The organism is Flavobacterium sp. 2755 (genome assembly GCF_031455715.1).
GTDB lineage: Bacteria > Bacteroidota > Bacteroidia > Flavobacteriales > Flavobacteriaceae > Flavobacterium.
The window spans coordinates 19,473-40,341 of record NZ_JAVDTG010000003.1 but is presented as its reverse complement, the minus strand read 5'-3'; the positions used below and the strand labels follow the sequence as shown (position 1 = coordinate 40,341).

Genomic DNA, 20,869 nt, shown 5'->3' with positions numbered 1-20,869 from the left:
AATCCAATCAACATCTAAATAATCTTTGCAGGCACGAGCGGGACGCTCGCGCTAGCGAAAGGTTTAGCTTTATTGCTTTTTAGTTTTTGAGGTCATTATTTTTCTTCCATCTTTTTATAAAATATTGAATAACAATAACAACAAAAAGAATTAAAGCAGAAATAAAAGTAAGTCCAATTAAACCAACAAATGGCATTCCGCATCTTGGTGAATTTGGATGTTGTTCAAAGTATTTTGAAAAATTATAAGAAGCAATACAATAAGAAGTAATTGCAAAAACAAATTGAAGAACTATATTAATTATACATACGGTTTTAAACCTAAAAGAATAATTTCTGAAAATAGAGATTGTTCCAAATATTATTTGAAATAATAAAGGAAGAACGATTAAAACGAGAGGAGTTATTCCTAACATATAGGGTTTAATATATAATTAATATTACTCCTTCTTCAAACTCAATCCCATCGGAACCATCAAAATTCCTTTTTCATAAATATTTAAATACAGTGTTATAGGCTTTTTTTGCCCTTCCCAGGTTAATTCGTATACGTTTAAAAATCCGGCTCCCATACTGCTTCTTTTAGTTGGAAAAGGGCAGCAGGTTTCTAAGCGTTTGTAAGTGATTTTTTCGCCATTTGGTCCGGCTAAAGCATTCAAAAAACGAACCTCATTTGTCGCTTCATCCTGCGTATTTCTAAAAAATAAATTTACAGGATAATCAGGATCATAACCATATTTTTTGTCTTTGCTATATTGTGTAATAACAAACGTATTATTCTTATTTAAAACTAAATCAGGTGCATTATCATCTACATTTTTCAAAGTAGATTTTGTACTGATACAAGAAGTTACTGAAATTAATAGAATAATAAAAAGACTAATTTTTTTCATGGTTGAGGTTTATTTTGGTCACACAAATGTAAAAGGTTTTTTGTCACAGATTATAAATTCAAAAAGAAAATAGAATAAAAAACTCCGTGATAATTCGTTTAATCTGTGTTATCAGCGGGCTATTATGCTTCCTTTTTTGAATTCAGTTTTAATATACCTTTTACAATCAGATATTGTGCCACAAGATAAGTCAGCATAATAATAAACGAACTTTTCTGAATTGTCATATGAAACTTGTTGATTGCCAAAATACTATCTGAAACAACAAAAAATAATGCACCAAAAAAGACATATTGATTTGCAGGTTTTTTCCAGATTAAAAGTCCGTTATATGCAAACAAAAGCATAACAGAAATTACGCTGGCATAAACTATAACCGGAATTTTTAAATCGCCTAATGCAGGTAGTAAAACCGATAACATTCCGATTAAATAACAGGCAATAATAAGACTTCCGAAAATAAAAATTATAGTATCCTTTTTTACTTTCTCCTTAATTTGTCTGTTAAAAAGTACGCAATAAATGATGTGGGAGATTAAAAAAGAAACTAGTCCCAAAATAAAATAGATTTCGGCAATGTCTGCAAAAAGTAGAATTACGTCACCAATCCAGGAAAATACCAATGCCGTTAAAAGGATTTTTTGCGTTGGGAATTTTTTGGAAAAATACACTCCAACAATTAATAACGGAATTAGAGCCGGTTTTAAATAACAGTCTAAACTTTCATATCCCAGATATAAAAGCAGTAAATAAATAAAGCTGAAAGCAATATAAATTTTAAAAAATACAGCGTTTTTCATTATGTGGTTTGTGGGTTTATGGTTTGGTTTTGGTTAGTTCTAAAATCAATGGTTACAAAGTAAATCGCAGCTAAAAACGATATACTTAAATAGCCCAGAATGATATAATTACTAAATGAGAAAACAGAATTTAAACCAAACCAATCGCCGTAAAATGCTATAATTGTAATAGCAATCGACAACCTAAAACCTTCCCAAAAAATGGCAAACCTGCTTTTGTCCATTAATTCAGAATTGCTGTAAATGGTAACGAGGATAAAAAATCCATAAATAAAGATATTGGGCAGGCCAATTTTGGCAATATTATCAAAAAGAAAACTGACAAACAAAAGCGTAATTAATATTTGCGTAACCGACCAATAAATTAGTTTTTGAGAATTCTGTGTTCCATATTTATCAAAATTAAAAACATCTTCAATTTTGTTTACAGGATATTTTTGTTCGAAATTTTCAGGTCTCCATCCGGTTGGTTTAAACCAGATGGTAAGTTTGTCTTTCCAGCTTTCGGCACGCCAGGCATCTTTTATTAATAACGTCAAATGTTGAAAATTTATTTTTATAGGGTTCCATGTATTGGCTGGCCTTGTGATTCCGTAAACTGGCGGAACATTATCTAATTCTTCCTGAAAAGTACCAAAAAGTTTATCCCAAAAGATAAAGATCTGCGAATGGTTTTTATCTAAATATTCAGGGTTTATAGCGTGATGAACCCGATGATGCGAAGGCGTTACTAAAATATGCTCCACAAATCCCATTTTTTTAATGTGTTTGGTATGGTACCAAAATTGTAAAAACAAGTGGAGTGGAAGTGTAATAGCAATTACAGAAGCCGGAACGCCTAATAACGCTGCAGGAATCAGTAAAAAAGTAAACAAATTAACTAAACTCGCAATGGGCTGACGAAGCGCACAGGCAAGATTAAACTCTTCACTGCTGTGATGAATAGCATGTTTGTTCCAAAGGAAATTAATTTGATGTGCCAGTCGATGGCTCCAATAACCATAAAAATCGATAACAAAAAAGGCAATAAAATAGGAGAGAATATTGGCTTCCTGATGAAAAATAGCAATTTTAGAAACCATCCATTCATAGGAAAGAAAAGTGACACTGAGTCCTAAAATATCTTTTACAGAATTGGTAATTCCGGAGCTGATACTGGAAACGCTGTCGATTAATGGAGCAGTATCGTTCTTTTTGTAAATGCCGTATAGTTTTTCAATTACAATTAAAACCAGGAAAATCGGCATTGCGATAATTAATATTTTTCCATATTCTTCCATAAAAAAACATTCTATTTTATCCCAAATATAGAATAAAATAGAATGTTTTTTAAATTATTGGTAAATTAAACAATTTCGGCGCTCAGTCCGGCTTCCAAAAGTTGTGTACATTGAGGTTTTAATTTATCCATTGGCCCTGTTTTTACAGTGCATTTTCCGTTGTAATGTACAATTAAGGAACATTGTTCTGCTTGTTCAGGTGTGTGGTCGCACACGCGCATTAAGGTATCAATTACGTGGTCAAAAGTGTTTACATCGTCGTTATACACAATGATTTCGTTATTGAATCCCGTCGCTTCTTTTTCGCGAACTCTTTCTCTTACTTTTTCTTTAGTACTCATTTCTTTTTAGTTTTTTGTACTGCTGTAATTACTACTAACTAATTTACGTATTTTAATGAAACCCAGTTGTTTCTTTGAAGTTTTTTAACATAAGTCAATCCTTTTTCAGTGCACGAAGCATCGATAAACGGAATATCTTCTTCATAAAAACCGCTAAATAATATAATTCCGTTTTTGTTTAAACAATCTACATAACTCTGCATATCGTTTAATAAAATATTTCTGTTGATATTAGCAATAATCAAATCGTATTTTTTTCCGGCTAATAAAGCAGCATCGCCTTCGTAAACGGAAATATGTTTGCAATTATTGCGTTCGGCATTTTCGATAGAATTTAAATAACACCAATTGTCAATATCAATGGCGTCGATTGGTTCTGCGCCTTTCATTTCTGCCAAAATAGCCAAAATAGCAGTTCCGCAGCCCATGTCTAAAGTTTTAAGACCTTTAACATCCATTTCTAATAAATGCTGAATCATCATGTGTGTAGTTTCATGATGTCCGGTTCCAAAACTCATTTTAGGTTCAATTACAATATCAAATTCAGCATCGGTTTTTGGGTGAAAAGGAGCGCGAACATGGCATTTTCCATCAACGTCAATTGGTTCGAAATTCTTTTCCCATTCTTCGTTCCAGTTTACCTGATCGATTTCTTCAATTGTATATTCAATTTTAAACTCTTCTGATTGTAAAATATAAATATCATCCAGAATATTCTCATCCCATAAATCTTTCTTCACAAAAGCCGAAATTCCGTTTTCTGTTTCTGTAAAACTTTCAAACGCTTTTTCGCCTAATTCAGCCACTAAAATTTCTGATCCAAGTTCTTTTGGCTCAATTGTAAAATGATATCCTAAATAAATATTCGACATAAATAATTTTTTTGCAAAGGTAAGAATCCAAAGCAGAAGTTGTTCAAAAATCTAAGCGAACATTATTAATTTAAGAATTATTTAAACATAAAAAAAAGCGATACTTAACGTACCGCTTTGTGTTTTATATTTTGTTTTGCCACAGATTAAAAGGATTAAAATGATTTTTTTTAATTTGAATTCGTGAATTCGTGGCTAAAAATACAGAATAATAAAATCTGTGTAAATCATTTTAATCTGTGGCTAAAAAATAAATTTAGATAGCCGTTACAATTGCTAAGAAATCATCTGCTTTTAAAGCAGCTCCTCCAATTAAACCACCGTCAACGTCTGGTTTAGAGAAAATTTCTTTAGCGTTGTCTGGTTTTACAGAACCACCGTATAAAATAGAAACTTCATCAGCAATTTCAGCTCCAAAAGCTTTACGGATCGTTTCTCTGATAAATTCGTGCATTTCCTGTGCCTGTTCTGGCGAAGCAGTTTCTCCAGTTCCAATTGCCCAAACTGGCTCATAAGCTAAAACAACTTTTGCCCAAGATTCTTTTGCAATGTGGAAAATTCCGTCACGTAATTGGTTTTCAACAATATTGAAATGATTTCCTGATTGACGATCTTTTAATTCTTCTCCAAAACAGAAAATTACAGTTAAATCATGTTTTAAAGCTGTATCTACTTTACTTGCGATTAATGCATCTGTTTCGTGGAAAATAGCTCTACGCTCAGAGTGACCTAGAATTACTGTATTAACCCCAATACTAGTTAACATATCTGCAGAAATTTCTCCTGTAAAAGCTCCGCCTTCAGCCTGGTGAACGTTTTGAGCAGCAACACCAATAGTTGTGTTTTTTACTTTTGCAACAGCAGCTTGTAAGTTTACAAATGTTGGAGCAACGATTACTTGTGCAGTAGTTTGTGCTGGTATTTTAGTGATTAATTCGCTTAACAATTCTTCAGTTTGTGCTGCGTTTTTATGCATTTTCCAGTTTCCTGCAACAATCTTTTTTCTCATTTTGGTAGTTTTTGTTATTTTTTAATTTTTTGCTTTTTGTTGTAATTTGTGTGTTGTTTAAGCTTGTTTTAAACCTTTTAAAGTTTCATTGATTTTATCAAAATCAGTTTCGATAGCACGGTAAAGAACGATTTTTCCCGTTTTGTCAATGATAATATATCTTGGGATCCAGTCTAAGTCGATCGCTTTTCCAAAAACACCTTTCATACCGTCGTTCATCATAAAATGATCGCCTTTTAATTCGTGTTTTTCAATTCCAATTTTCCATTTTTCAGCTGTTTTATCTGCAGATAGAAATAAATACGAAACATCTGGATTATTAGCTTGTAGCTCCTTAACTTTTGGCATTGCTTTTACGCAGTCGCCGCACCATGAAGCCCACACTTCAATGACTAAAGTTTTTCCTTTATATTTTTTTAAAATGCTTTTGAAAGAAGTTTGATCTCCTTCAAGAGTTAATAATTTTTCAGACAAAGCTTCTTTAGAAAAACTTGTTTTCTGAGCTTGTGTGCATGAGAAAGTTATAAATGCGATAATAAGTAGTGCCGTTTGTTTCATGTGATAAATGATTTTTAACAAAGTTAAACAAACAATTGGAAAGCCAAATACAGATTAACAAAATTTGAAGAGTCGTTTGTTTTCTAACAAAAAGTTATTTTTCGGTTAGAAAAACAGGAATGAAATCGTAATAGTTAAGGGTAAAATTCAGGATTTTTTAAACATTACTTTTTTGAAGACAAAAAAATGATGGGATTTTTAGTTTACAGAATGATTTTGGAGGTAAAAAAACGTCAGGTTTGAAGCAAAAAAGCCTTTAATAAATTTAAATTATTAAAGGCTTTGGTATGTTTTCTTTTGAGATTTTTAATTCAAATCATAATTTCCATTTGCCCATTTTTTGCATGGAACAATCCATTCATCTAAAGCTTTGTATAAAAAACCATGTTTTAAATTAGTGTTCAGTTCAACTTCTTTAAAATGATTTATTTTGAGTTTGGAAGTTTCTTTTCTTCTGATTGCCGAAACGCCGTAAATATCTGATTTTTCATAAATGGTTAAAATATTTCCGCAGAAATTAATATCCGGAATTTCTTCAATATCTACATCTCTAAAACATCCAATAAACACAAAATTAACATCTGGATTCGCTAAATAAGTCGAAACATATTGTGCAATATAACCACCTTTTGAAGTTCCAATTACAGTTATTTTGTTTGGCGAAACTCCTTTTTTCAAAAGCGTTTTGATTTGTTTTACGACTTTTTCTGCATAATCGGCTGCATTGGTATTTTTCTTTCTTTTTTCACTAAAAACAATAAAATTATCTTTTCTGAATGATTCTAAAATTTCATTGTATTCGGCTTTGCCATATTCAGGATGTGGAGTATTCAAGTCATTTTCTTCAACAAATTTATTATGAAAAAAGAAAATATACCGCTGGTCTTTATTTATTGTTTTTCCCTGGCTAAATGCGGTGTTGTTTAATAGAAAAGCTAATAAAAATGCAAAGAATAATTTTTGAAATTGTTTCATAGAATCAGGTTGTTTTTTAGAAATGGTTTTTAATAAATGTAAACAAGAAATATTCTAAGTTATTACTTTTATGTAACTTATTATTCAACAGTCAACGGTTGCGGAGCATCATTATAAAAGCTTAAAACTTCCTGAGCCTCTTTTTTAGAAAGGTATTTTAAATTGGAGTTTTTAATCGCTTCTTCAGTACTCATCATAGATCGGGATAAAATCAGTTTAAAAACTTCTCTCTTTTCCTCGAGATTCTTTTTGTTTTTGCTGAGGTAGCCTTTGTAAGCTTCAGCCATCTGCATCCAAATTTTAATTTCGTTCTCTGGATGCCTGTCTCTTTTAAAATCAGTTATAGTCTGCTCTAAACTGCTTTTGTCAACTTCAGCAAAAATCTCATGGATATTTTTTATTTTTTCAATTTGTTCCGAAGTTAAGTCCGAAACAACTTCATTCAATTTGATGTTTTCAGGATTGATTTTCTCGATTTTTTCGTACTTATTTTGGCAGGACATAAATAGAAAAAACAATAGGAGATAAGCATAATTTTTCTTTCCGATAAGATAATTGTAAATACTAATGATAAAAGGGAAAATTACAAATGATATCCAGATTAAAAATTGTTTGGGAACAGTTTGATAATAATAGTTTAAAAAGAAGACTGTGCCAATAAGGACAATACAAATCAGGGAATGAATTAGCGGCACCTGTTGATCTGAATATCTATCGATATGCTCGTCTTTGAGTTCTCTGAATTCTTCAAAATATCTTGAATTGAAAAATCTTTTCCATCTTGGCAGGAAACCAATAAGCATCATGAAATTCTGAATCATATAAATGCTTGAAATTCCTAAAAGAAAATACTGAACTGTTACGTATACTCCCTGAAGGATATCATCTGAGTTAGCAGTATTTCGATTTTCATAAATTGAATTTAGATTATCTATGGCAAAAAACATCATGATTATTGAACTCCAGATGCTTAAGATAAATTTGTTTCTGTCTGTTAAATGAGTTTTTGTAAAAGCATGAAAAAAAGAAAATAACGAAAATGAAATACCAATAACCATTAAGGTTTGGGAAATTATGTTGTCAAAGTTGATAAAACCGTTATCAACTACCCAATATATCATGGCAATCGAGAGAAACAATGTGATGCCTTCTGTTAGTTTTGGAGTAATATTTCGTTCGTTAAATATTCGGGAATAAATAACATAAAAGACAAAGAATATAAAAGGCCAAAATACAAGACTTCTATTCAGGATGAATGCAAGACTACAATTTGATTCATCCACTATGCTGCATAGAAAATAACCAAGGAAAAATATAAAAAGAAAAGAAAGGATCCCTATAAAAACGGATGTTGTCCATTTATTTGAAATTCTTCTGCTTTCAAAAATTACTCCTGCAATTAATGCCAAAATCTGAAGAGAAACTAAATGTATACCAGAAGATTTGTGAATATAAAAATCATACCCTGTATAGATCATTAAAAATAGTATAAATAAAAAAAGAAAAGGATTTGAAAAAAACAGCTTTAGTAATTTTGCCATCATAATTATAAAATAGGTTTTTATTTAGATTTGGTTTTATTGGTTTTTAATGCTAAAAAAAAACGCCAATATATCTAAAAAATAGAATATTGGCGTCATTTATATTATTAGGAATTTTTAAATGCCGTAAGCGACATCAGATAATTTTAAATCATCAACATCATTGTAGTGTACTTTTTGAACTACAGTTCCATTGTGTAAAACTACGATACTTGGATTTGCTCTTTCAACAGTTTTTAAAGCAGTTGCATCGCAGAAATAAAAATCAACATCTAAATTGTATTGTTTTTTTGCTTTTGCAATTTCTTCAGCTCCAGAAGCCGTCATTGCAATTACTTTATATCCTTTTGCTTTTGCATCTGCAGTAACTTTTGCTAGTTTTTTCATTCCGTCAGGATTTGATAAAGCCAGATCATACGTTACAAAAATCAAAAGTTTAGGTAGTTTTAATAATTCTGCTTTGTAGTCAGAATCGTCTTTTGTCATTGTGAAATCGTGAATTGGCGGAACGTAACCTTCTGTAATCACTTTGTCCTTTCTGTCAACAAAAGCGGCACCTTCAGGAATATTCATCAAATCTTTCTCTGTAAATTCTTTATTAACTCCGTTTACTTTATAAATAAACACCATTTCAACTACAGATTTTGGAGCGCCTTCCGGAATTTCCATTCCTTTTTCGATGTTAGTTCCAACTTTGTATGGACGGAAATCTTTTATTGGATTATGATTTAAAACCCAATACGCCATAATTGCACTTAACGTAACGCTTACTATAGTAATTGCATTTGTAACTGTATTTGAAAATAAAGGTTTTACTAATTTTTGATTGATGAATAAAATCAAAATAAAGAATAATAAAACAACATCTTTTGTGAATGACTGCCAAGGTGTTAAATGTAAAGCGTCGCCAAAACATCCGCAATCTTTTACCACATCAAAATAAGCAGAGTAGAAGGTAAGGAACGTAAAGAAAACGATTAAAAGCAATAATGCCCAAATTGTCGTTTTAGCTTTATACCCAACCAATAACATTACACCCAAAACTACTTCTAAAATTACCAGAAAAATAGCTAAACCTAAAGCTAATGGCTCTAAAAACGGCATATTGAAAACTGGTTCACTAAAATATTCAGCTAATTTATAAGAGAAACCAACTGGGTCATTCAGTTTTATTAATCCGGAAATGATAAATAATACACCGACAAATAATCGGGAGAATTGAGTAATGATGTTTTTCATAGGAAATCTATTTGGGATTTATGTTTGCCAAGAATTTTCACAAATTAATTCGTGAAGATTCGTGAAATTCGTGGCTTATATTTATTTGATTGGATTTAAAATCAAGGCAAAAACTGAGTAATTAATCATATCCTGATAATTAGCATCAATTCCTTCAGAAACTAAAGTCAGGCCTTTATTATCTTCAATCTGTTTTACGCGAAGTAACTTTTGCAAAATTAAATCAGTTAAAGAACTTACACGCATATCACGCCACGCTTCGCCGTAATCGTGATTTTTAGCTTCCATTAATTCTTTGGTTAACTTCACTTTAGCATCATATAATTCGGTTGCTTTTTCAACATCCAGATCCGGCTGATCAACAACGCCTAATTCTAACTGAATTAAAGCCATGATAGAATAATTGATGATTCCGATAAATTCTCCTTTTTCATCTTCATCAACTTTACGGACATCATTTTCCTGTAAACTTCTGATTCGTTGTGCTTTTATGAAAATTTGATCGGTCAATGACGGAAGTCTTAAAATTCTCCATGCACTGCCGTAATCTTTCATTTTATTGATAAATAAGGTTCGGCAAACCGTAATTACATTATCAAATTCAAGGGAAGTATTCTTCATTTATTGCTGTATATTTGCTAAAATTTCTCCAAAAATAAGGATAATTTTTTAAGAGTTTCAAGTTTAAGGTTTCCTTTGTTCCAAGTTTTTTCTAAACAAAGTGTTAACGGTCATAACTTGAAACTTAAAAATAATCTTTCAAGTTTCAGGTTTGAAGTTCTCGAACTTACGCAATCTGTATCAACTTGAAACTTGAAACCAATAAAACTTGAAACAAAATGCTAATTAACTGCAAAGGCGAGCTTATAGATTTATCAATTCCTAAAGTTATGGGAATTTTGAATGTTACGCCGAATTCTTTCTTTGATGGAGGAAAATATAAAAACGAAGATGAAATTATTTCTCAGGTAGATAAAATGCTTTCTGAAGGTGCTTCATTTATCGATATTGGAGCATATTCAAGTAAACCCAGCGCCGAATTTGTTTCGGAACAAGAAGAAATTGACCGAATTATTCCTGCCATAGAATTGATTTTAAAGCATTTTCCGAAAGCTTTATTGTCAATCGATACTTTTAGAGCTGAAGTTGCAAAAGCGAGCATAGAAAGTGGTGCAGCGATTATAAATGATATTGCAGCGAGCGAGCTAGACGATAAAATGTTTGATGTTATTGCAAAATACAACGTTCCGTATATTATGATGCACATGCGCGGTAATCCGCAGACAATGCAGAGTTTGACAGAATATGAAGATATTGTAAAAGAGATACTTTTCTATTTTTCTGAAAAAGTGAAAAAAGCAAGAGCTTTAGGAATCAACGATTTGATTCTCGATCCAGGTTTTGGCTTTGCCAAAACAACAGATCAGAATTATGAAGTCATGCAAAAAATGGAGCTTTTTAATCTTTTAGAATTGCCTGTTTTAGCTGGAGTTTCAAGAAAATCAATGATTTATAAAACGCTTAATATTACTCCGCAGGAAGCTTTAAACGGAACAACATTTTTAAATACAATTGCGTTGACAAAAGGTGCAAAAATTTTAAGAGTTCATGATGTGAAAGAAGCTGTGGAATGTGTGGCTTTGTTTAATAAGATGAATTAATAGAGTTTATTTTTATTCATAATAAGTTTATGGAAAAGCCAAATATTTTAAATACTTTGTATGTCCTTCAAAAAGTTGAAATAGATGAAAACAATGACGTTCTATTTCATTTTGGAGATATACCTAGTTGGACAAAAAATGAATATATGCAGGAAATAGGCGACCCTGTAGACTTTTATGAAGTATTCAAAATAAATCTCAATTTGGATCATGCAGATAAAGTTAGTTTATATTGGAAAGTTACTAGATATGTTGGTGAAAAATTTCTCATAGCTATTGATAAAAACAAAATGAATATTTGGAATGGAAATAAGGATGAAGATATAGAACAATGGAATTTTTTTGATGATTTAGATGATGAGATTTTAATTTTGAACTATTCAAAGTATAATGTTCCAAAAAATGTTCAAGATTGGAAAAATGATTACATGAAATTAGAAAAAAGATATTATTCATTATTAAATGAAAAATCTAAAATCAATAAAGGTGCTAATTAACATATTATGAAATACTTTACTCTAATTATTGCTTTTCTACTTTTCTCCTGCGGAAAAAAACAAGATGTTCTACTTCCAAAATCAAACATAACAATTGTAAAAGACGTACAAGATCTTTCACCAATTTATATCTTTTTTGAAACCGATGGAAAAGACACAATCGCAGATGTAAACCGTAAAAGTGCGATAATTTCAACCAACTGGATTTTCAATATAGACAAACGTCTGCCTCTAAAAGTAGTAATTCCGGAAGTAATGAAATTACAGGAAAAAAAGCGAGCTGACAGCGCCCACAAAAATGAAAATGCTGAAAATTATTATTCTTATGCTGATTCAATTGGAAAGAATTTGGCCTTTGTGCCTTTCACGAAAGTGTTTTATAAAACGGAAAAACCAAGTAGAGAAAATCTTGTTGTTTATTTTAGAAAAGGAAAAAAACAGGTTTTCATGGCAAATAAGGAAATAAAAGTTTCAGAAATACTACAACGTTTCTACACTATAAAATTTGAAAGAGTGCCAGATTTGGTGTTTTTCTTCGATAAGAACATGAGTTATGAAGAATATATACAATATAAAATTCTACTGCAAAAACATGTAACTTACAATCTAGATAAACTTCCAGTAGAGTTCATTAACTAAAAAACTGAGCACTGAAAAATGTGACTGAATACTAATTTTATTGGTGATGATAAGGTTCATTACGTAAAATCGTAAATCCGCGATACAATTGTTCGATAAAAAACAAACGAACCATTTGATGCGAAAACGTCATCAGCGAAAGCGAAACTTTTCCCTGCGCTTTACTGTAAACCGTATCAGAGAATCCATAAGGGCCGCCAATTACGAAAACCAAAGTTTTGATTCCTGAATTCATTTTCTTTTGTAATTCTTCTGAAAAACCAACGCTTGAGAAGTTTTTCCCATTTTCATCCAATAAAATCAATTGATCCGTTGGCGAAAGTTTCGACAGAATCAATTCGCCTTCTTTTTCTTTTTGTTGACTTTCAGATAAGTTTTTTACGTTTTTGATATCGGGAATAATCTCTAAATCAAATTTGATGTAGAACGACAAACGTTTGGTATAATCGTCAATCAAAGTTTGAAGCGATTTATTATCTGTTTTGCCAATGGCGATGAGTTTGATATTCATTGGGTAAAGTTTTTTTGCCACAAATTACACGAATTGGCACGAATTTTTTAAAATTAATTCAGTGTAAATCCGTTGAATCTGTAAAATCTGCAGGCTCTATTTTTTATTCTCAAAAACGGTTTCAAAATGTTCTACAACAGGAAACGGTTCATAATAATGATGCAGAATGTTTTTCCATTCCAGATAAGCTTCAGAAGTTCTAAAACCTACTGTGTGATCTTCAAGTGTATTCCAATCGACTAACAAAAGATATTTGTTTTCGACTTCCAGACATTTCTCTAATCGATGTCCTAAATAACCTTCAATAGACGAAATATATTGGCTTGCTTTTGCAAAATCAGCTTCAAATTGAGATGCTAATTCTGGTTTTATAAAAAGATATGCGGCTTCTAGAATCATACTTTATAAATATTTTTTTTTCATGCAGATTTTGCAGATTTAAGCAGATTTTATTTTTTAATATTTTGGTTTAAATAAATCTGCGTTCATCAGCTTAAATCTGTTTAAAATCTGCGTGCAATTTCGCAAAGATGATACAGCTTTAGTTTTTAGAAAACTTCGCTTCAAAAACTTTAAATCTATTATCAAGATCTTTAATCAGTTGTTTTTTTACCGATTCATCTTGGATAAAACTATAATTAATGCTGTTGTAAACGTATTTCTTTATTGTTTCGTAATTAACGTCAGAATATCTTTTAACTAATAAAACATATTGTTCTGTCATATTGCTTCTTAAAATTCCCGCATCGTCTGTACTGATTACAATTGGCACATTAAATTCTTTGTAAAGAGTGAACGGATGTCTGTTTTCTTTTACCTTCAAAATGAATTCATTACTCACTAAATTGATCTCAATTGGAATGTTGTTTTTAGACATATATTTCAATAAATCGTATGAGTTTGCTTCGTAAGCGATATCAACTCCGTGACCAATTCTATTTGCGCCGGCGATATGAATAGCGTCGTTAATATGCCACGTTAAATCTTCCGGCTGGACTAAACCTAAAGTCAATTCTCCGGCGTGAAGCGTATATTTTACATCTGGAAATTTAGAGTGGCAGTATTTAAACATTTCCATGTGTAACCAATAATCCTTCATAGAATTTTCTCCATGCTCTGGAGAAACGATGTTTACACCCGCAGTAAGTTTACTTTCACTTGAAGAAATAAAAGCGATAATCAGATTTTTGAATAAATCTACAGGTTCCATAAAACGCAGCACAAAGTTTTGATAACGCATTGTAAAATGCTCATCGTCCATTTTTAAATCTTTGTGAAGTTTTGCTATGAAATTATTGTTGAAATCATCAGCATATTTTTTAGCGTTTTTTTTCTGAATCGATTTATACAAATCATCTAAAAGTTTTGTAACCGCTTTTTCATCTTTTTGATTGGCTGCCTGACGCAATTTTGTATTGAAATCAGTTAAATCTGAAACATTCATATCACACGGAATCGTTGATAATTGTGTTTCGATATAGCTTACATTTTCTGCAATGGCGCGTTTTTTTAATTCAAGCATTCCTTCTGCAAAATGACCTTTGATAGTAGGTTCGAATTTTTGAAAAGAATTAAAAAACTGATCGTCAGAAGGTACAGAGCCATTATAATCTTTAACCGACCAGGTTTGCATTATTTGCTGCTCGTATTGAGCCAGTTTTCCTTCGTTTCTAAGAGAAGAGAAAGTCTGCCAGTTTCCTTTTGCAGGTTTGGTTTTCGAAACTTCCATCGTTTCTAAATTCAAATAAAAGTCTTCTGCAATCGCTCTGTCTAAAAGCGGTTCTGCATAAACTGATCCTGAAAAATGGTGGTGTAAATCGCCTCCTTTTGGCATTTGTTGAAAGAAAGCTGTTAAGAGAGCTTCATTATTTCTGATTTTTTCTAAATAACTTTCAGCAGTTTGAGAAAAGCCGATTTGTGCTATAAAAATACAGAAAAGCGTAATTATCCTTGTCATACTCTAAGTTTAAATTACATGCAAATATACGACTTTTCGGAGAAATTTAAAAATTGAATTTCTTTGTGTTGTTTTTTTAACGCAAAGAACGCAAGGTTTTATTCCAGACATAGGTTAATGCAAACGCAAAAGTTCGCAAAGCTTTGTCTAAAAAACTTTGCGAACTTTGCGTAATTCTTTGTGTGCTTTGCAGTTTAAAAAAAACTTAGTCCCGATAGCTATCGGGATAGCAACTCAGAACCTTAGCATCTTTTTTAAGAAAGCACATCACGTATTTCCTCGACCTTATCAAAAACACTTTTTGCAAAAGGACAAAGCGGAATAATTTTTACATTATTTGTTCTGGCATATTCTACAGCGGCCATTACTAATTTTTTACCGACACCTTTTCCATTAAAATCTGGACTTACTTCGGTATGATCGATAATAAATTTTGAATCTCCAGCCCAGGTATATGTCATTTTTCCGGCTTCTTTACCATCTTCTACAGCTTCAAAATATCCTTTTCTTGTATCGTTAATTTGTTGAATTTCCATGATTATATTAATGTGGTTTTAATTTCTATTGAATGTGTAAGTGTTTTGTGAATTGGGCAGCTGTTAGCAATCGTTTCTAAACGTTGTTTTTGTGTTTCGTCAACTTCACCAATTACTTCGATTTTTCTGGTAAATACGGATACACTTCGTTCAGAATCTCTTTCAAAATCAATTTTGACATTAATTTCAGAAACGTTCCATTGTTTACGATTAATGTACATTCGTAAAGTAATTACGGTGCAGGAAGCCAATGATGCTGCCAAAAGTTCAGTTGGATTTAATCCTAAATTTTTTCCGCCCAACTCCTGTGGTTCATCAGAAATTAAAACATTGTCGCTTGCTGATGTGATTTCCGTTCGATACAAACGAGTATCTATTTTTGCTGAGATTGTATCCATATTTATTTGATTCTTGGTTCAGGTAATGGAACAAATTCAGTTTCGCCCGGAACTTTTGGGAAAGTCTGTTCTGTCCAGTCTTTTTTAGCTTTTTCGATGAGGTTTTTGTCCGAAGAAACAAAATTCCAAAAGATGAAATGTTCTTCAGGAAATGGTTGTCCTCCAAAAATATAGACGGTAGAATTTTCGGCAATTTCAAACTCGCAAAGCGTACTGTCAGTTGTAATTAGAATTTGTTTTGGATCATAAACGTGTTCTCCGCTTTTGATACTTCCTTCTAAAATATATAACCCACTTTCGCCGAATAAATCCTTACCAATATTGATTTTTTTAGCTTCAGTGCTTTTGATTTCTATAAAATAAAGCGGACTATAAACAGGAACCGGAGATTTTTTACCAAAAGCTTCACCGGCAATTAGTTTATATGAAACTCCGTCTTCTTCCCAAGTCGGAATATCATCTGCTTCAACATGTGCAAAATTCGGATCCATTTGTTCTAATTCTTTAGGAAGTGCAACCCAAATCTGTAATCCGTGAAGCATTTTATCTGAATGTCTTAAATATTCAGGAGTTCTTTCAGAGTGAACAATTCCTTTTCCGGCTGTCATCCAGTTTACGGCACCTGGTTTTATTTCTAATTCTGTTCCTAAACTATCGCGGTGCATAATGCTTCCTTCAAACAAAAAAGTAAGCGTTGAAAGTCCGATGTGCGGATGTGGAGGAACATCCATATTTTCGTGATCACTTAAATGTGCAGGTCCCATATGATCGATAAATACAAATGGCCCAACGGCTCTTTTTTCACGGAAAGGCAATAATCTGCCCACCATAAAGTTGCCAATATTGGCAGCACGTTCTTCGATAATTAAACTGATATTTGACATGGTATTTTTATTTGATTTGAAAACAAAATTAGAGTAACTGCGCTTGTTTGTAACTTAATTTAGATTAAGAAAACTTGTTTTTAGATTTATAAAAGTAAGGAAAATCGTTGATTATGTTTTGATTTAAAATGATAAGATTCGTAAAATGAATGTTTATGTATTTTTGTAATCAGGACTTTGAAAAAAAATCTTTATTTGATTACTTTGATTTCTGTATATAAAAATATTTTTGCAGGCTTTGGATCTCCTTTTGTTGTAAAGTCTTTAGGAATTCCTGGTTCTTTTTTAAAATATCCTTTTATTTTTAATTTTAAAGGTAAAGTTTTTCCATCCCAAATATGATTAGCATCTAATAGTTTACTATTTACTCTCTCAAGATAAATATTTGAGGTATTGTTTTTATTCTCGATTTTCCATTGAGCACAAGGACAGCTTATAGCAGAATAGGAAACGATTAATACCTCTTCATTTTTAGTTTGAAAACTGAAAATAAAAAAGGAAAGAAGTAAGCAAAATAAAAAACTCAGCTTAAATATTAATTTTCTTGTATACAACATGAATATTTTTTTATAAAAGTTATTTAACCAACTCAAACTCCAAAACCTCACTCTCAGTTCCATTAATAATAATCGACAACTGATGCGCTCCAGTATGAAAAACTCTCGTTGTAATCAGTTTAAAAGATTGATTTCTTTCGATTTTGGTTAATTGATTCGGCTGATAAATTTTCTCACTGATTTTGAAGACTTTTTTCGCCAAATGTCCTTTTGCTTTTTTATAATGAACTGCGTATTCTAAACGAATTGTTTTTGGTTCTTCGTTTTTATTATTTAAATGAAATTGAAACTGTAAATAATCTCCAATTTTTACAATAGGCGTTTTAATTTCAAATGAAGAAAGCTCAATATTGGTGCTTTCTAAACCATAATGACCTAAAATTTCAGGATGACCTTGTTTTAATAAAGTTCGGCTTCCGTGTTTTATAATTCCATCCGTTTCCTTGCTGTGTCCTTTCCATTTATTGGCGATTTCTAACACAATTTGCGGATTATCTTTTGCAATATCATTTAAGTTATTGGCAACACTTCTACGCACATATTCTGAAGGATCATTTTTTAGATTTTCTAATATTGGAAGAATAGAAGAAGGATCTTTTTTAAGAAACGGAATCGCCATAGCCCATGGTAATCTTGGGCGTGAACCTTCGCTGGATAATCTTCTAACATGGTGATTTTCGTGCAGAGACCATTTTGTCATTTCGTCGATCATTTGTTCTTTATATTTTAAAATAAAAGGACGAACGGCAAATTCACAGCTTATAAATTGTGTTATAGAAACAAAGGCTTTCGCCGAAGTTTTAAAATCGTCTAAACCGTACATTTCGATATAATCGGCAAAAAAAATGAAAGCCAGATTGCTGTCTGCAAAATTGTTTTTCTTTAGATTTTTGATGATTTTGTCAATTAGGGAAACGGCTTCGGGAAAGTTTTGAGGCATAAATTGATGAAACACAACGGTGGTATGTTTCATTCTTTCTTTCCATTCTTTTTGAGCAAAATCACCTTCGTAAATTGTCTCAATAAATTTTTGTTTGTTGAATGCCGGATGTACTTCGGCGACAGCCTGACCAAATTTTTCGTAAAAATAAACCGAGTAAATATCTTTAATTAATCCCATAAATTTTGCTTGATTGAACCTCAAAGATATTTAATGTTTTTGAATTGTTGAGGGAGATTTTGCTTGAAAAAATATGGACTTTAGATATTCTTGATAAAGATTTATGCCCCAGATTAAAAGATTAGCACAGATTTTTTGAAATCATTTTAATCTTAATAATCTGTGGCTCATAAAAAATAGTTAATAAGAAACTTTTAGCAGAAAGGAAACTTTTAAATCCATAAAATAAGTCCTAATTTAGCATATTATTAAAATTATAAAAATGATAAGCGAAGCTCAATTTCAAGCAGAATTGCAACTTTTGATAAGTAATGCCATTAGAGAAGATGTTGGACCGGGCGATTACAGTTCACTTGCCTGTATTCCGGATACTGCACATGGTCAGGCAAAATTATTGGTAAAAGATCAGGGAATAATTGCCGGTGTTGAAGCTGCCAAAATGATATTTGAACATGTAGACCCTAAGCTAAAAGTAAAAACTTTTATTGAAGACGGAACACATGTAGAATACGGAGAAGTTGTTTTTGAAGTTTCAGGAAGCTCACAGTCTATTTTAAAAGCCGAAAGAGTAGTTTTGAACACCATGCAGCGTATGTCTGCCATTGCGACAAAAACAAATCATTTGATGAAGCTTTTAGAAGGAACAAATGCTAAAATATTAGATACACGTAAAACAACGCCAAATTTCAGAGTTGCCGAAAAATGGGCTGTAAAAATAGGCGGAGGCGAAAATCACCGTTTTGCCCTTTATGATATGGTTATGCTAAAAGATAATCATATTGATTTTGCGGGCGGAATAACACGTGCTATTTCAAAAACTAAAGAGTATTTAAAAGAGAATAATCTGGACTTAAAAATCATTGTAGAGGCTCGTAATCTGGATGAAATTAGAGAGATTTTACTGAGTGACGGCGTTCACAGGATCCTGATTGATAATTTCAATTATGAAGATACAAAAACGGCAGTAAATTTGATTGGTACAAAATGCCAGACAGAATCTTCAGGAAATATTAGCGAAAAAACAGTTCGCGAATATGCTTTATGCGGCGTAAATTATATTTCATCTGGCGCTTTAACGCATTCTGTTTACAATATGGATTTGAGCTTAAAAGCTTTTTAATGAAGTTATGAATTTTGAGTTATAAGTTATGAGTTTGGTTTTGAAAACAATTGATTATAAATAAATCTAAAATCTAAAATCTAAAATCTGAACTCTAAAATCTAAAATCAAAAAAAAATATGTCGAAAGAGATAGAAGAGCGGATTGAAAAACTGCCTGTAATACGCAATGTGGCCCGACTTTTTAAAAGAATAAAACTCCCTTGGTTAGAGGGATTTTCTTTGTATGATTTACTCGAAATGTACACTTTGGGAATTCTTGAAGGTGCTTTTTCGTATCATGCAAGTGCGGTTTCTTTTAGCTTTTTTATGGCTTTGTTTCCTTTTGCCTTATTTATTTTAAACTTAATTCCGTTTATTCCTATAGATAATTTTCAAAATGATTTCCTGCAGTTTGTTCAGCAAGGCGTTCCTCCAAATACCTATGATGCGATTAGTAAAATTATCAGCGATATCTTAAATAATAGTCATTCAGGCTTATTATCTTCGGGATTTTTGCTTTCTATTTTCTTGATGGCCAATGGTATTAACGGAATTTTAAGCGGTTTTGAGTCGTCTAAACACGTATTTGACAAACGCGGATTTTTTAGTCAATATCTAGTGGCATTGGCAATTTCGCTTGTTATGACCATTATATTGTTTGTAACAGTGGCTACAATTGTCGTTTTTGAGGTTTTTATTCAAAAAACAATCATTCAGGATGTATTGAGTGACCGTATTCCGCTCATAATTTTAGGACGATATTTATTCGTTGTTTTAATGATTTTGATAACATCTTCAATATTATTACGTTATGGTACAAAACAGTACAATAAAGTGCCTTTTATAAGCATTGGATCTGTTTTTACAACGATACTAATTGTTATATCTTCGTTCTTTTTTGGGATTTGGGTTATAAAATTTTCAAAATACAACGAACTTTATGGTTCTATTGGAACATTATTAATTCTAATGTTTTATATTTGGATAAACTGTATGATTCTGCTTTTAGGCTTCGAATTGAATGCTTCTATCAGAAAATTAAAACAAAAAAAAAATAAATAATATGAAAAATTGGATGTTAACGATTGGTGTGTTTTTCTTTGCAATGAGTATTCAGGCTCAAAGCGTTATAGGAAAATGGAAGACCATAGATGATGAAACGGGAGAAGCTAAATCTGTAGTTGAGATTTACGAAAAATCAGGAAAAATTTACGGGAAGATTACAGAAATACTTCGCGAGAATCATAAAAAAGACGTTTGTGTAAAGTGTGAAGGCGCCGAAAAAAACAAACCAATTTTAGGTATGACCATTATAAACGGTCTTAAAAAAGACGGTTCAGAATATAACGGAGGAACAATTTTAGACCCAACAAGCGGTAAAAAATACAAATGTTATATCTCTTTAGAATCTGCAGATAAATTAAAACTTCGCGGTTATGTTGGTATTTCTATTATGGGAAGAACACAATACTGGACACGCGTAAAAAACTAATTCAAAATT

26 protein-coding genes are annotated in these 20,869 nt (G+C 31.6%); 6 read left to right on the top strand and 20 right to left on the bottom strand.

Annotation, left to right across the window (positions count from 1 at the left end):
• Positions 1 to 79: 79 nt before the first annotated feature.
• The 12 genes from J2Y38_RS07460 to J2Y38_RS07405 form a co-directional block, all read right to left on the bottom strand.
• The gene (locus tag J2Y38_RS07460) at positions 80 to 415 is read right to left on the bottom strand and encodes a hypothetical protein (RefSeq protein WP_309840974.1); all 336 of its coding nucleotides are present in this window, start codon (positions 413 to 415) and stop codon (positions 80 to 82) included.
• A 24-nt stretch (positions 416 to 439) separates the two neighbouring features.
• On the bottom strand, positions 440 to 892 hold the full coding sequence (locus J2Y38_RS07455; RefSeq protein ID WP_309840973.1) for a 2-dehydro-3-deoxyphosphooctonate aldolase: 453 nt from the start codon (positions 890 to 892) through the stop codon (positions 440 to 442).
• A gap of 122 nt (positions 893 to 1,014) precedes the next feature.
• Entirely contained in the window at positions 1,015 to 1,692 is a 678-nt protein-coding gene (locus J2Y38_RS07450) for a lysoplasmalogenase (RefSeq protein ID WP_309840972.1), read from the bottom strand.
• Positions 1,692 to 2,972, bottom strand: coding sequence for a sterol desaturase family protein (locus J2Y38_RS07445; protein WP_309840970.1), 1,281 nt, complete (start codon positions 2,970 to 2,972; stop codon positions 1,692 to 1,694). The genes J2Y38_RS07450 and J2Y38_RS07445 overlap by 1 nt, the downstream gene beginning before the upstream one ends.
• 65 nt (positions 2,973 to 3,037) lie before the next feature.
• The gene (locus J2Y38_RS07440; protein ID WP_053473484.1) at positions 3,038 to 3,313 is read right to left on the bottom strand and encodes an ATP-dependent Clp protease adaptor ClpS; all 276 of its coding nucleotides are present in this window, start codon (positions 3,311 to 3,313) and stop codon (positions 3,038 to 3,040) included.
• Positions 3,314 to 3,351: 38 nt separating this feature from the next.
• A complete protein-coding gene (gene prmA, locus J2Y38_RS07435; RefSeq protein WP_256634453.1) occupies positions 3,352 to 4,185 on the bottom strand; it encodes a 50S ribosomal protein L11 methyltransferase in 834 nt (277 codons plus the stop codon).
• A 256-nt stretch (positions 4,186 to 4,441) separates the two neighbouring features.
• The gene (gene tpiA, locus J2Y38_RS07430) at positions 4,442 to 5,194 is read right to left on the bottom strand and encodes a triose-phosphate isomerase (RefSeq protein ID WP_053473482.1); all 753 of its coding nucleotides are present in this window, start codon (positions 5,192 to 5,194) and stop codon (positions 4,442 to 4,444) included.
• A gap of 57 nt (positions 5,195 to 5,251) precedes the next feature.
• Positions 5,252 to 5,752 carry a TlpA disulfide reductase family protein gene (locus J2Y38_RS07425; protein ID WP_309840969.1) on the bottom strand — a complete coding sequence of 167 codons (501 nt, stop codon included), beginning with the start codon at positions 5,750 to 5,752 and terminating at the stop codon, positions 5,252 to 5,254.
• A 306-nt stretch (positions 5,753 to 6,058) separates the two neighbouring features.
• Positions 6,059 to 6,727: an alpha/beta hydrolase gene (locus tag J2Y38_RS07420; protein ID WP_309840968.1), complete on the bottom strand. Its 669-nt coding sequence runs from the start codon at positions 6,725 to 6,727 to the stop codon at positions 6,059 to 6,061.
• Positions 6,728 to 6,807: 80 nt separating this feature from the next.
• Entirely contained in the window at positions 6,808 to 8,205 is a 1,398-nt protein-coding gene (locus tag J2Y38_RS07415; protein WP_309840967.1) for a hypothetical protein, read from the bottom strand.
• Between the two features lie 180 nt (positions 8,206 to 8,385).
• Complete coding sequence (locus J2Y38_RS07410; RefSeq protein ID WP_309840965.1) at positions 8,386 to 9,507, bottom strand: BT_3928 family protein; 1,122 nt, start codon at positions 9,505 to 9,507, stop codon at positions 8,386 to 8,388.
• Positions 9,508 to 9,588: 81 nt separating this feature from the next.
• Entirely contained in the window at positions 9,589 to 10,128 is a 540-nt protein-coding gene (locus J2Y38_RS07405) for a DUF1599 domain-containing protein (protein WP_253785730.1), read from the bottom strand.
• Between the two features lie 218 nt (positions 10,129 to 10,346).
• Between J2Y38_RS07405 and folP the strand changes: the two genes are divergently transcribed.
• The 3 genes from folP to J2Y38_RS07390 are packed head-to-tail and all read left to right on the top strand — an operon-like array spanning position 10,347 to position 12,304.
• Positions 10,347 to 11,168: a dihydropteroate synthase gene (gene folP, locus J2Y38_RS07400; RefSeq protein ID WP_309840964.1), complete on the top strand. Its 822-nt coding sequence runs from the start codon at positions 10,347 to 10,349 to the stop codon at positions 11,166 to 11,168.
• Between the two features lie 29 nt (positions 11,169 to 11,197).
• Positions 11,198 to 11,665, top strand: coding sequence for a hypothetical protein (locus tag J2Y38_RS07395; protein WP_309840963.1), 468 nt, complete (start codon positions 11,198 to 11,200; stop codon positions 11,663 to 11,665).
• A 6-nt stretch (positions 11,666 to 11,671) separates the two neighbouring features.
• Positions 11,672 to 12,304 (top strand): hypothetical protein, encoded by a 633-nt coding sequence (locus J2Y38_RS07390; protein WP_309840962.1) that lies wholly within the window; start codon positions 11,672 to 11,674, stop codon positions 12,302 to 12,304.
• A gap of 37 nt (positions 12,305 to 12,341) precedes the next feature.
• Here J2Y38_RS07390 and rlmH read toward each other — a convergent pair whose 3' ends face one another.
• The 8 genes from rlmH to J2Y38_RS07350 form a co-directional block, all read right to left on the bottom strand.
• Positions 12,342 to 12,815 (bottom strand): 23S rRNA (pseudouridine(1915)-N(3))-methyltransferase RlmH, encoded by a 474-nt coding sequence (rlmH, locus tag J2Y38_RS07385; protein WP_053473473.1) that lies wholly within the window; start codon positions 12,813 to 12,815, stop codon positions 12,342 to 12,344.
• 96 nt (positions 12,816 to 12,911) lie between these two features.
• Positions 12,912 to 13,214, bottom strand: a complete 303-nt coding sequence (locus J2Y38_RS07380; RefSeq protein ID WP_309840961.1) for an antibiotic biosynthesis monooxygenase — start codon at positions 13,212 to 13,214, stop codon at positions 12,912 to 12,914.
• Between the two features lie 142 nt (positions 13,215 to 13,356).
• Positions 13,357 to 14,772 carry an adenosine deaminase gene (locus J2Y38_RS07375; RefSeq protein ID WP_309840960.1) on the bottom strand — a complete coding sequence of 472 codons (1,416 nt, stop codon included), beginning with the start codon at positions 14,770 to 14,772 and terminating at the stop codon, positions 13,357 to 13,359.
• Between the two features lie 254 nt (positions 14,773 to 15,026).
• The gene (locus J2Y38_RS07370; protein WP_116753722.1) at positions 15,027 to 15,308 is read right to left on the bottom strand and encodes a GNAT family N-acetyltransferase; all 282 of its coding nucleotides are present in this window, start codon (positions 15,306 to 15,308) and stop codon (positions 15,027 to 15,029) included.
• 2 nt (positions 15,309 to 15,310) lie between these two features.
• Positions 15,311 to 15,706, bottom strand: coding sequence for an OsmC family protein (locus tag J2Y38_RS07365; protein WP_309840959.1), 396 nt, complete (start codon positions 15,704 to 15,706; stop codon positions 15,311 to 15,313).
• A 2-nt stretch (positions 15,707 to 15,708) separates the two neighbouring features.
• Positions 15,709 to 16,590, bottom strand: a complete 882-nt coding sequence (locus J2Y38_RS07360) for a pirin family protein (RefSeq protein ID WP_309840958.1) — start codon at positions 16,588 to 16,590, stop codon at positions 15,709 to 15,711.
• A gap of 191 nt (positions 16,591 to 16,781) precedes the next feature.
• Positions 16,782 to 17,147 (bottom strand): hypothetical protein, encoded by a 366-nt coding sequence (locus J2Y38_RS07355; RefSeq protein WP_309840957.1) that lies wholly within the window; start codon positions 17,145 to 17,147, stop codon positions 16,782 to 16,784.
• Positions 17,148 to 17,166: 19 nt separating this feature from the next.
• Entirely contained in the window at positions 17,167 to 18,267 is a 1,101-nt protein-coding gene (locus tag J2Y38_RS07350; protein ID WP_309840956.1) for a DNA alkylation repair protein, read from the bottom strand.
• Between the two features lie 262 nt (positions 18,268 to 18,529).
• Between J2Y38_RS07350 and nadC the strand changes: the two genes are divergently transcribed.
• The 3 genes from nadC (at position 18,530) to J2Y38_RS07335 (ending at position 20,860) form a co-directional block, all read left to right on the top strand.
• The gene (gene nadC / locus J2Y38_RS07345) at positions 18,530 to 19,387 is read left to right on the top strand and encodes a carboxylating nicotinate-nucleotide diphosphorylase (RefSeq protein ID WP_309840955.1); all 858 of its coding nucleotides are present in this window, start codon (positions 18,530 to 18,532) and stop codon (positions 19,385 to 19,387) included.
• 119 nt (positions 19,388 to 19,506) lie between these two features.
• Positions 19,507 to 20,430 carry a YihY/virulence factor BrkB family protein gene (locus tag J2Y38_RS07340; RefSeq protein ID WP_309840954.1) on the top strand — a complete coding sequence of 308 codons (924 nt, stop codon included), beginning with the start codon at positions 19,507 to 19,509 and terminating at the stop codon, positions 20,428 to 20,430.
• A 1-nt stretch (position 20,431) separates the two neighbouring features.
• The gene (locus J2Y38_RS07335) at positions 20,432 to 20,860 is read left to right on the top strand and encodes a DUF2147 domain-containing protein (RefSeq protein ID WP_309840953.1); all 429 of its coding nucleotides are present in this window, start codon (positions 20,432 to 20,434) and stop codon (positions 20,858 to 20,860) included.
• Positions 20,861 to 20,869: the final 9 nt, after the last annotated feature.

Excerpts from the sequence above, each read along its gene's own strand:
- J2Y38_RS07425 (WP_309840969.1), bottom strand. The coding sequence starts at position 5,752 with ATGAAACAAACGGCACTACTTATTATCGCATTTATAACTTTCTCATGC.
- tpiA (WP_053473482.1), bottom strand. The coding sequence starts at position 5,194 with ATGAGAAAAAAGATTGTTGCAGGAAACTGGAAAATGCATAAAAACGCA.
- J2Y38_RS07335 (WP_309840953.1), top strand. The coding sequence starts at position 20,432 with ATGAAAAATTGGATGTTAACGATTGGTGTGTTTTTCTTTGCAATGAGT.
- J2Y38_RS07415 (WP_309840967.1), bottom strand. The coding sequence starts at position 8,205 with ATGATCTATACAGGGTATGATTTTTATATTCACAAATCTTCTGGTATA.
- J2Y38_RS07365 (WP_309840959.1), bottom strand. The coding sequence starts at position 15,706 with ATGGATACAATCTCAGCAAAAATAGATACTCGTTTGTATCGAACGGAA.
- J2Y38_RS07390 (WP_309840962.1), top strand. The coding sequence starts at position 11,672 with ATGAAATACTTTACTCTAATTATTGCTTTTCTACTTTTCTCCTGCGGA.
- J2Y38_RS07450 (WP_309840972.1), bottom strand. The coding sequence starts at position 1,692 with ATGAAAAACGCTGTATTTTTTAAAATTTATATTGCTTTCAGCTTTATT.
- J2Y38_RS07360 (WP_309840958.1), bottom strand. The coding sequence starts at position 16,590 with ATGTCAAATATCAGTTTAATTATCGAAGAACGTGCTGCCAATATTGGC.
- J2Y38_RS07370 (WP_116753722.1), bottom strand. The coding sequence starts at position 15,308 with ATGGAAATTCAACAAATTAACGATACAAGAAAAGGATATTTTGAAGCT.
- nadC (WP_309840955.1), top strand. The coding sequence starts at position 18,530 with ATGATAAGCGAAGCTCAATTTCAAGCAGAATTGCAACTTTTGATAAGT.
- J2Y38_RS07350 (WP_309840956.1), bottom strand. The coding sequence starts at position 18,267 with ATGGGATTAATTAAAGATATTTACTCGGTTTATTTTTACGAAAAATTT.
- rlmH (WP_053473473.1), bottom strand. The coding sequence starts at position 12,815 with ATGAATATCAAACTCATCGCCATTGGCAAAACAGATAATAAATCGCTT.
- J2Y38_RS07380 (WP_309840961.1), bottom strand. The coding sequence starts at position 13,214 with ATGATTCTAGAAGCCGCATATCTTTTTATAAAACCAGAATTAGCATCT.
- J2Y38_RS07445 (WP_309840970.1), bottom strand. The coding sequence starts at position 2,972 with ATGGAAGAATATGGAAAAATATTAATTATCGCAATGCCGATTTTCCTG.
- J2Y38_RS07405 (WP_253785730.1), bottom strand. The coding sequence starts at position 10,128 with ATGAAGAATACTTCCCTTGAATTTGATAATGTAATTACGGTTTGCCGA.
- J2Y38_RS07420 (WP_309840968.1), bottom strand. The coding sequence starts at position 6,727 with ATGAAACAATTTCAAAAATTATTCTTTGCATTTTTATTAGCTTTTCTA.
- J2Y38_RS07455 (WP_309840973.1), bottom strand. The coding sequence starts at position 892 with ATGAAAAAAATTAGTCTTTTTATTATTCTATTAATTTCAGTAACTTCT.
- J2Y38_RS07460 (WP_309840974.1), bottom strand. The coding sequence starts at position 415 with ATGTTAGGAATAACTCCTCTCGTTTTAATCGTTCTTCCTTTATTATTT.
- J2Y38_RS07440 (WP_053473484.1), bottom strand. The coding sequence starts at position 3,313 with ATGAGTACTAAAGAAAAAGTAAGAGAAAGAGTTCGCGAAAAAGAAGCG.
- J2Y38_RS07340 (WP_309840954.1), top strand. The coding sequence starts at position 19,507 with ATGTCGAAAGAGATAGAAGAGCGGATTGAAAAACTGCCTGTAATACGC.
- J2Y38_RS07375 (WP_309840960.1), bottom strand. The coding sequence starts at position 14,772 with ATGACAAGGATAATTACGCTTTTCTGTATTTTTATAGCACAAATCGGC.
- folP (WP_309840964.1), top strand. The coding sequence starts at position 10,347 with ATGCTAATTAACTGCAAAGGCGAGCTTATAGATTTATCAATTCCTAAA.
- J2Y38_RS07355 (WP_309840957.1), bottom strand. The coding sequence starts at position 17,147 with ATGTTGTATACAAGAAAATTAATATTTAAGCTGAGTTTTTTATTTTGC.
- prmA (WP_256634453.1), bottom strand. The coding sequence starts at position 4,185 with ATGTCGAATATTTATTTAGGATATCATTTTACAATTGAGCCAAAAGAA.
- J2Y38_RS07410 (WP_309840965.1), bottom strand. The coding sequence starts at position 9,507 with ATGAAAAACATCATTACTCAATTCTCCCGATTATTTGTCGGTGTATTA.
- J2Y38_RS07395 (WP_309840963.1), top strand. The coding sequence starts at position 11,198 with ATGGAAAAGCCAAATATTTTAAATACTTTGTATGTCCTTCAAAAAGTT.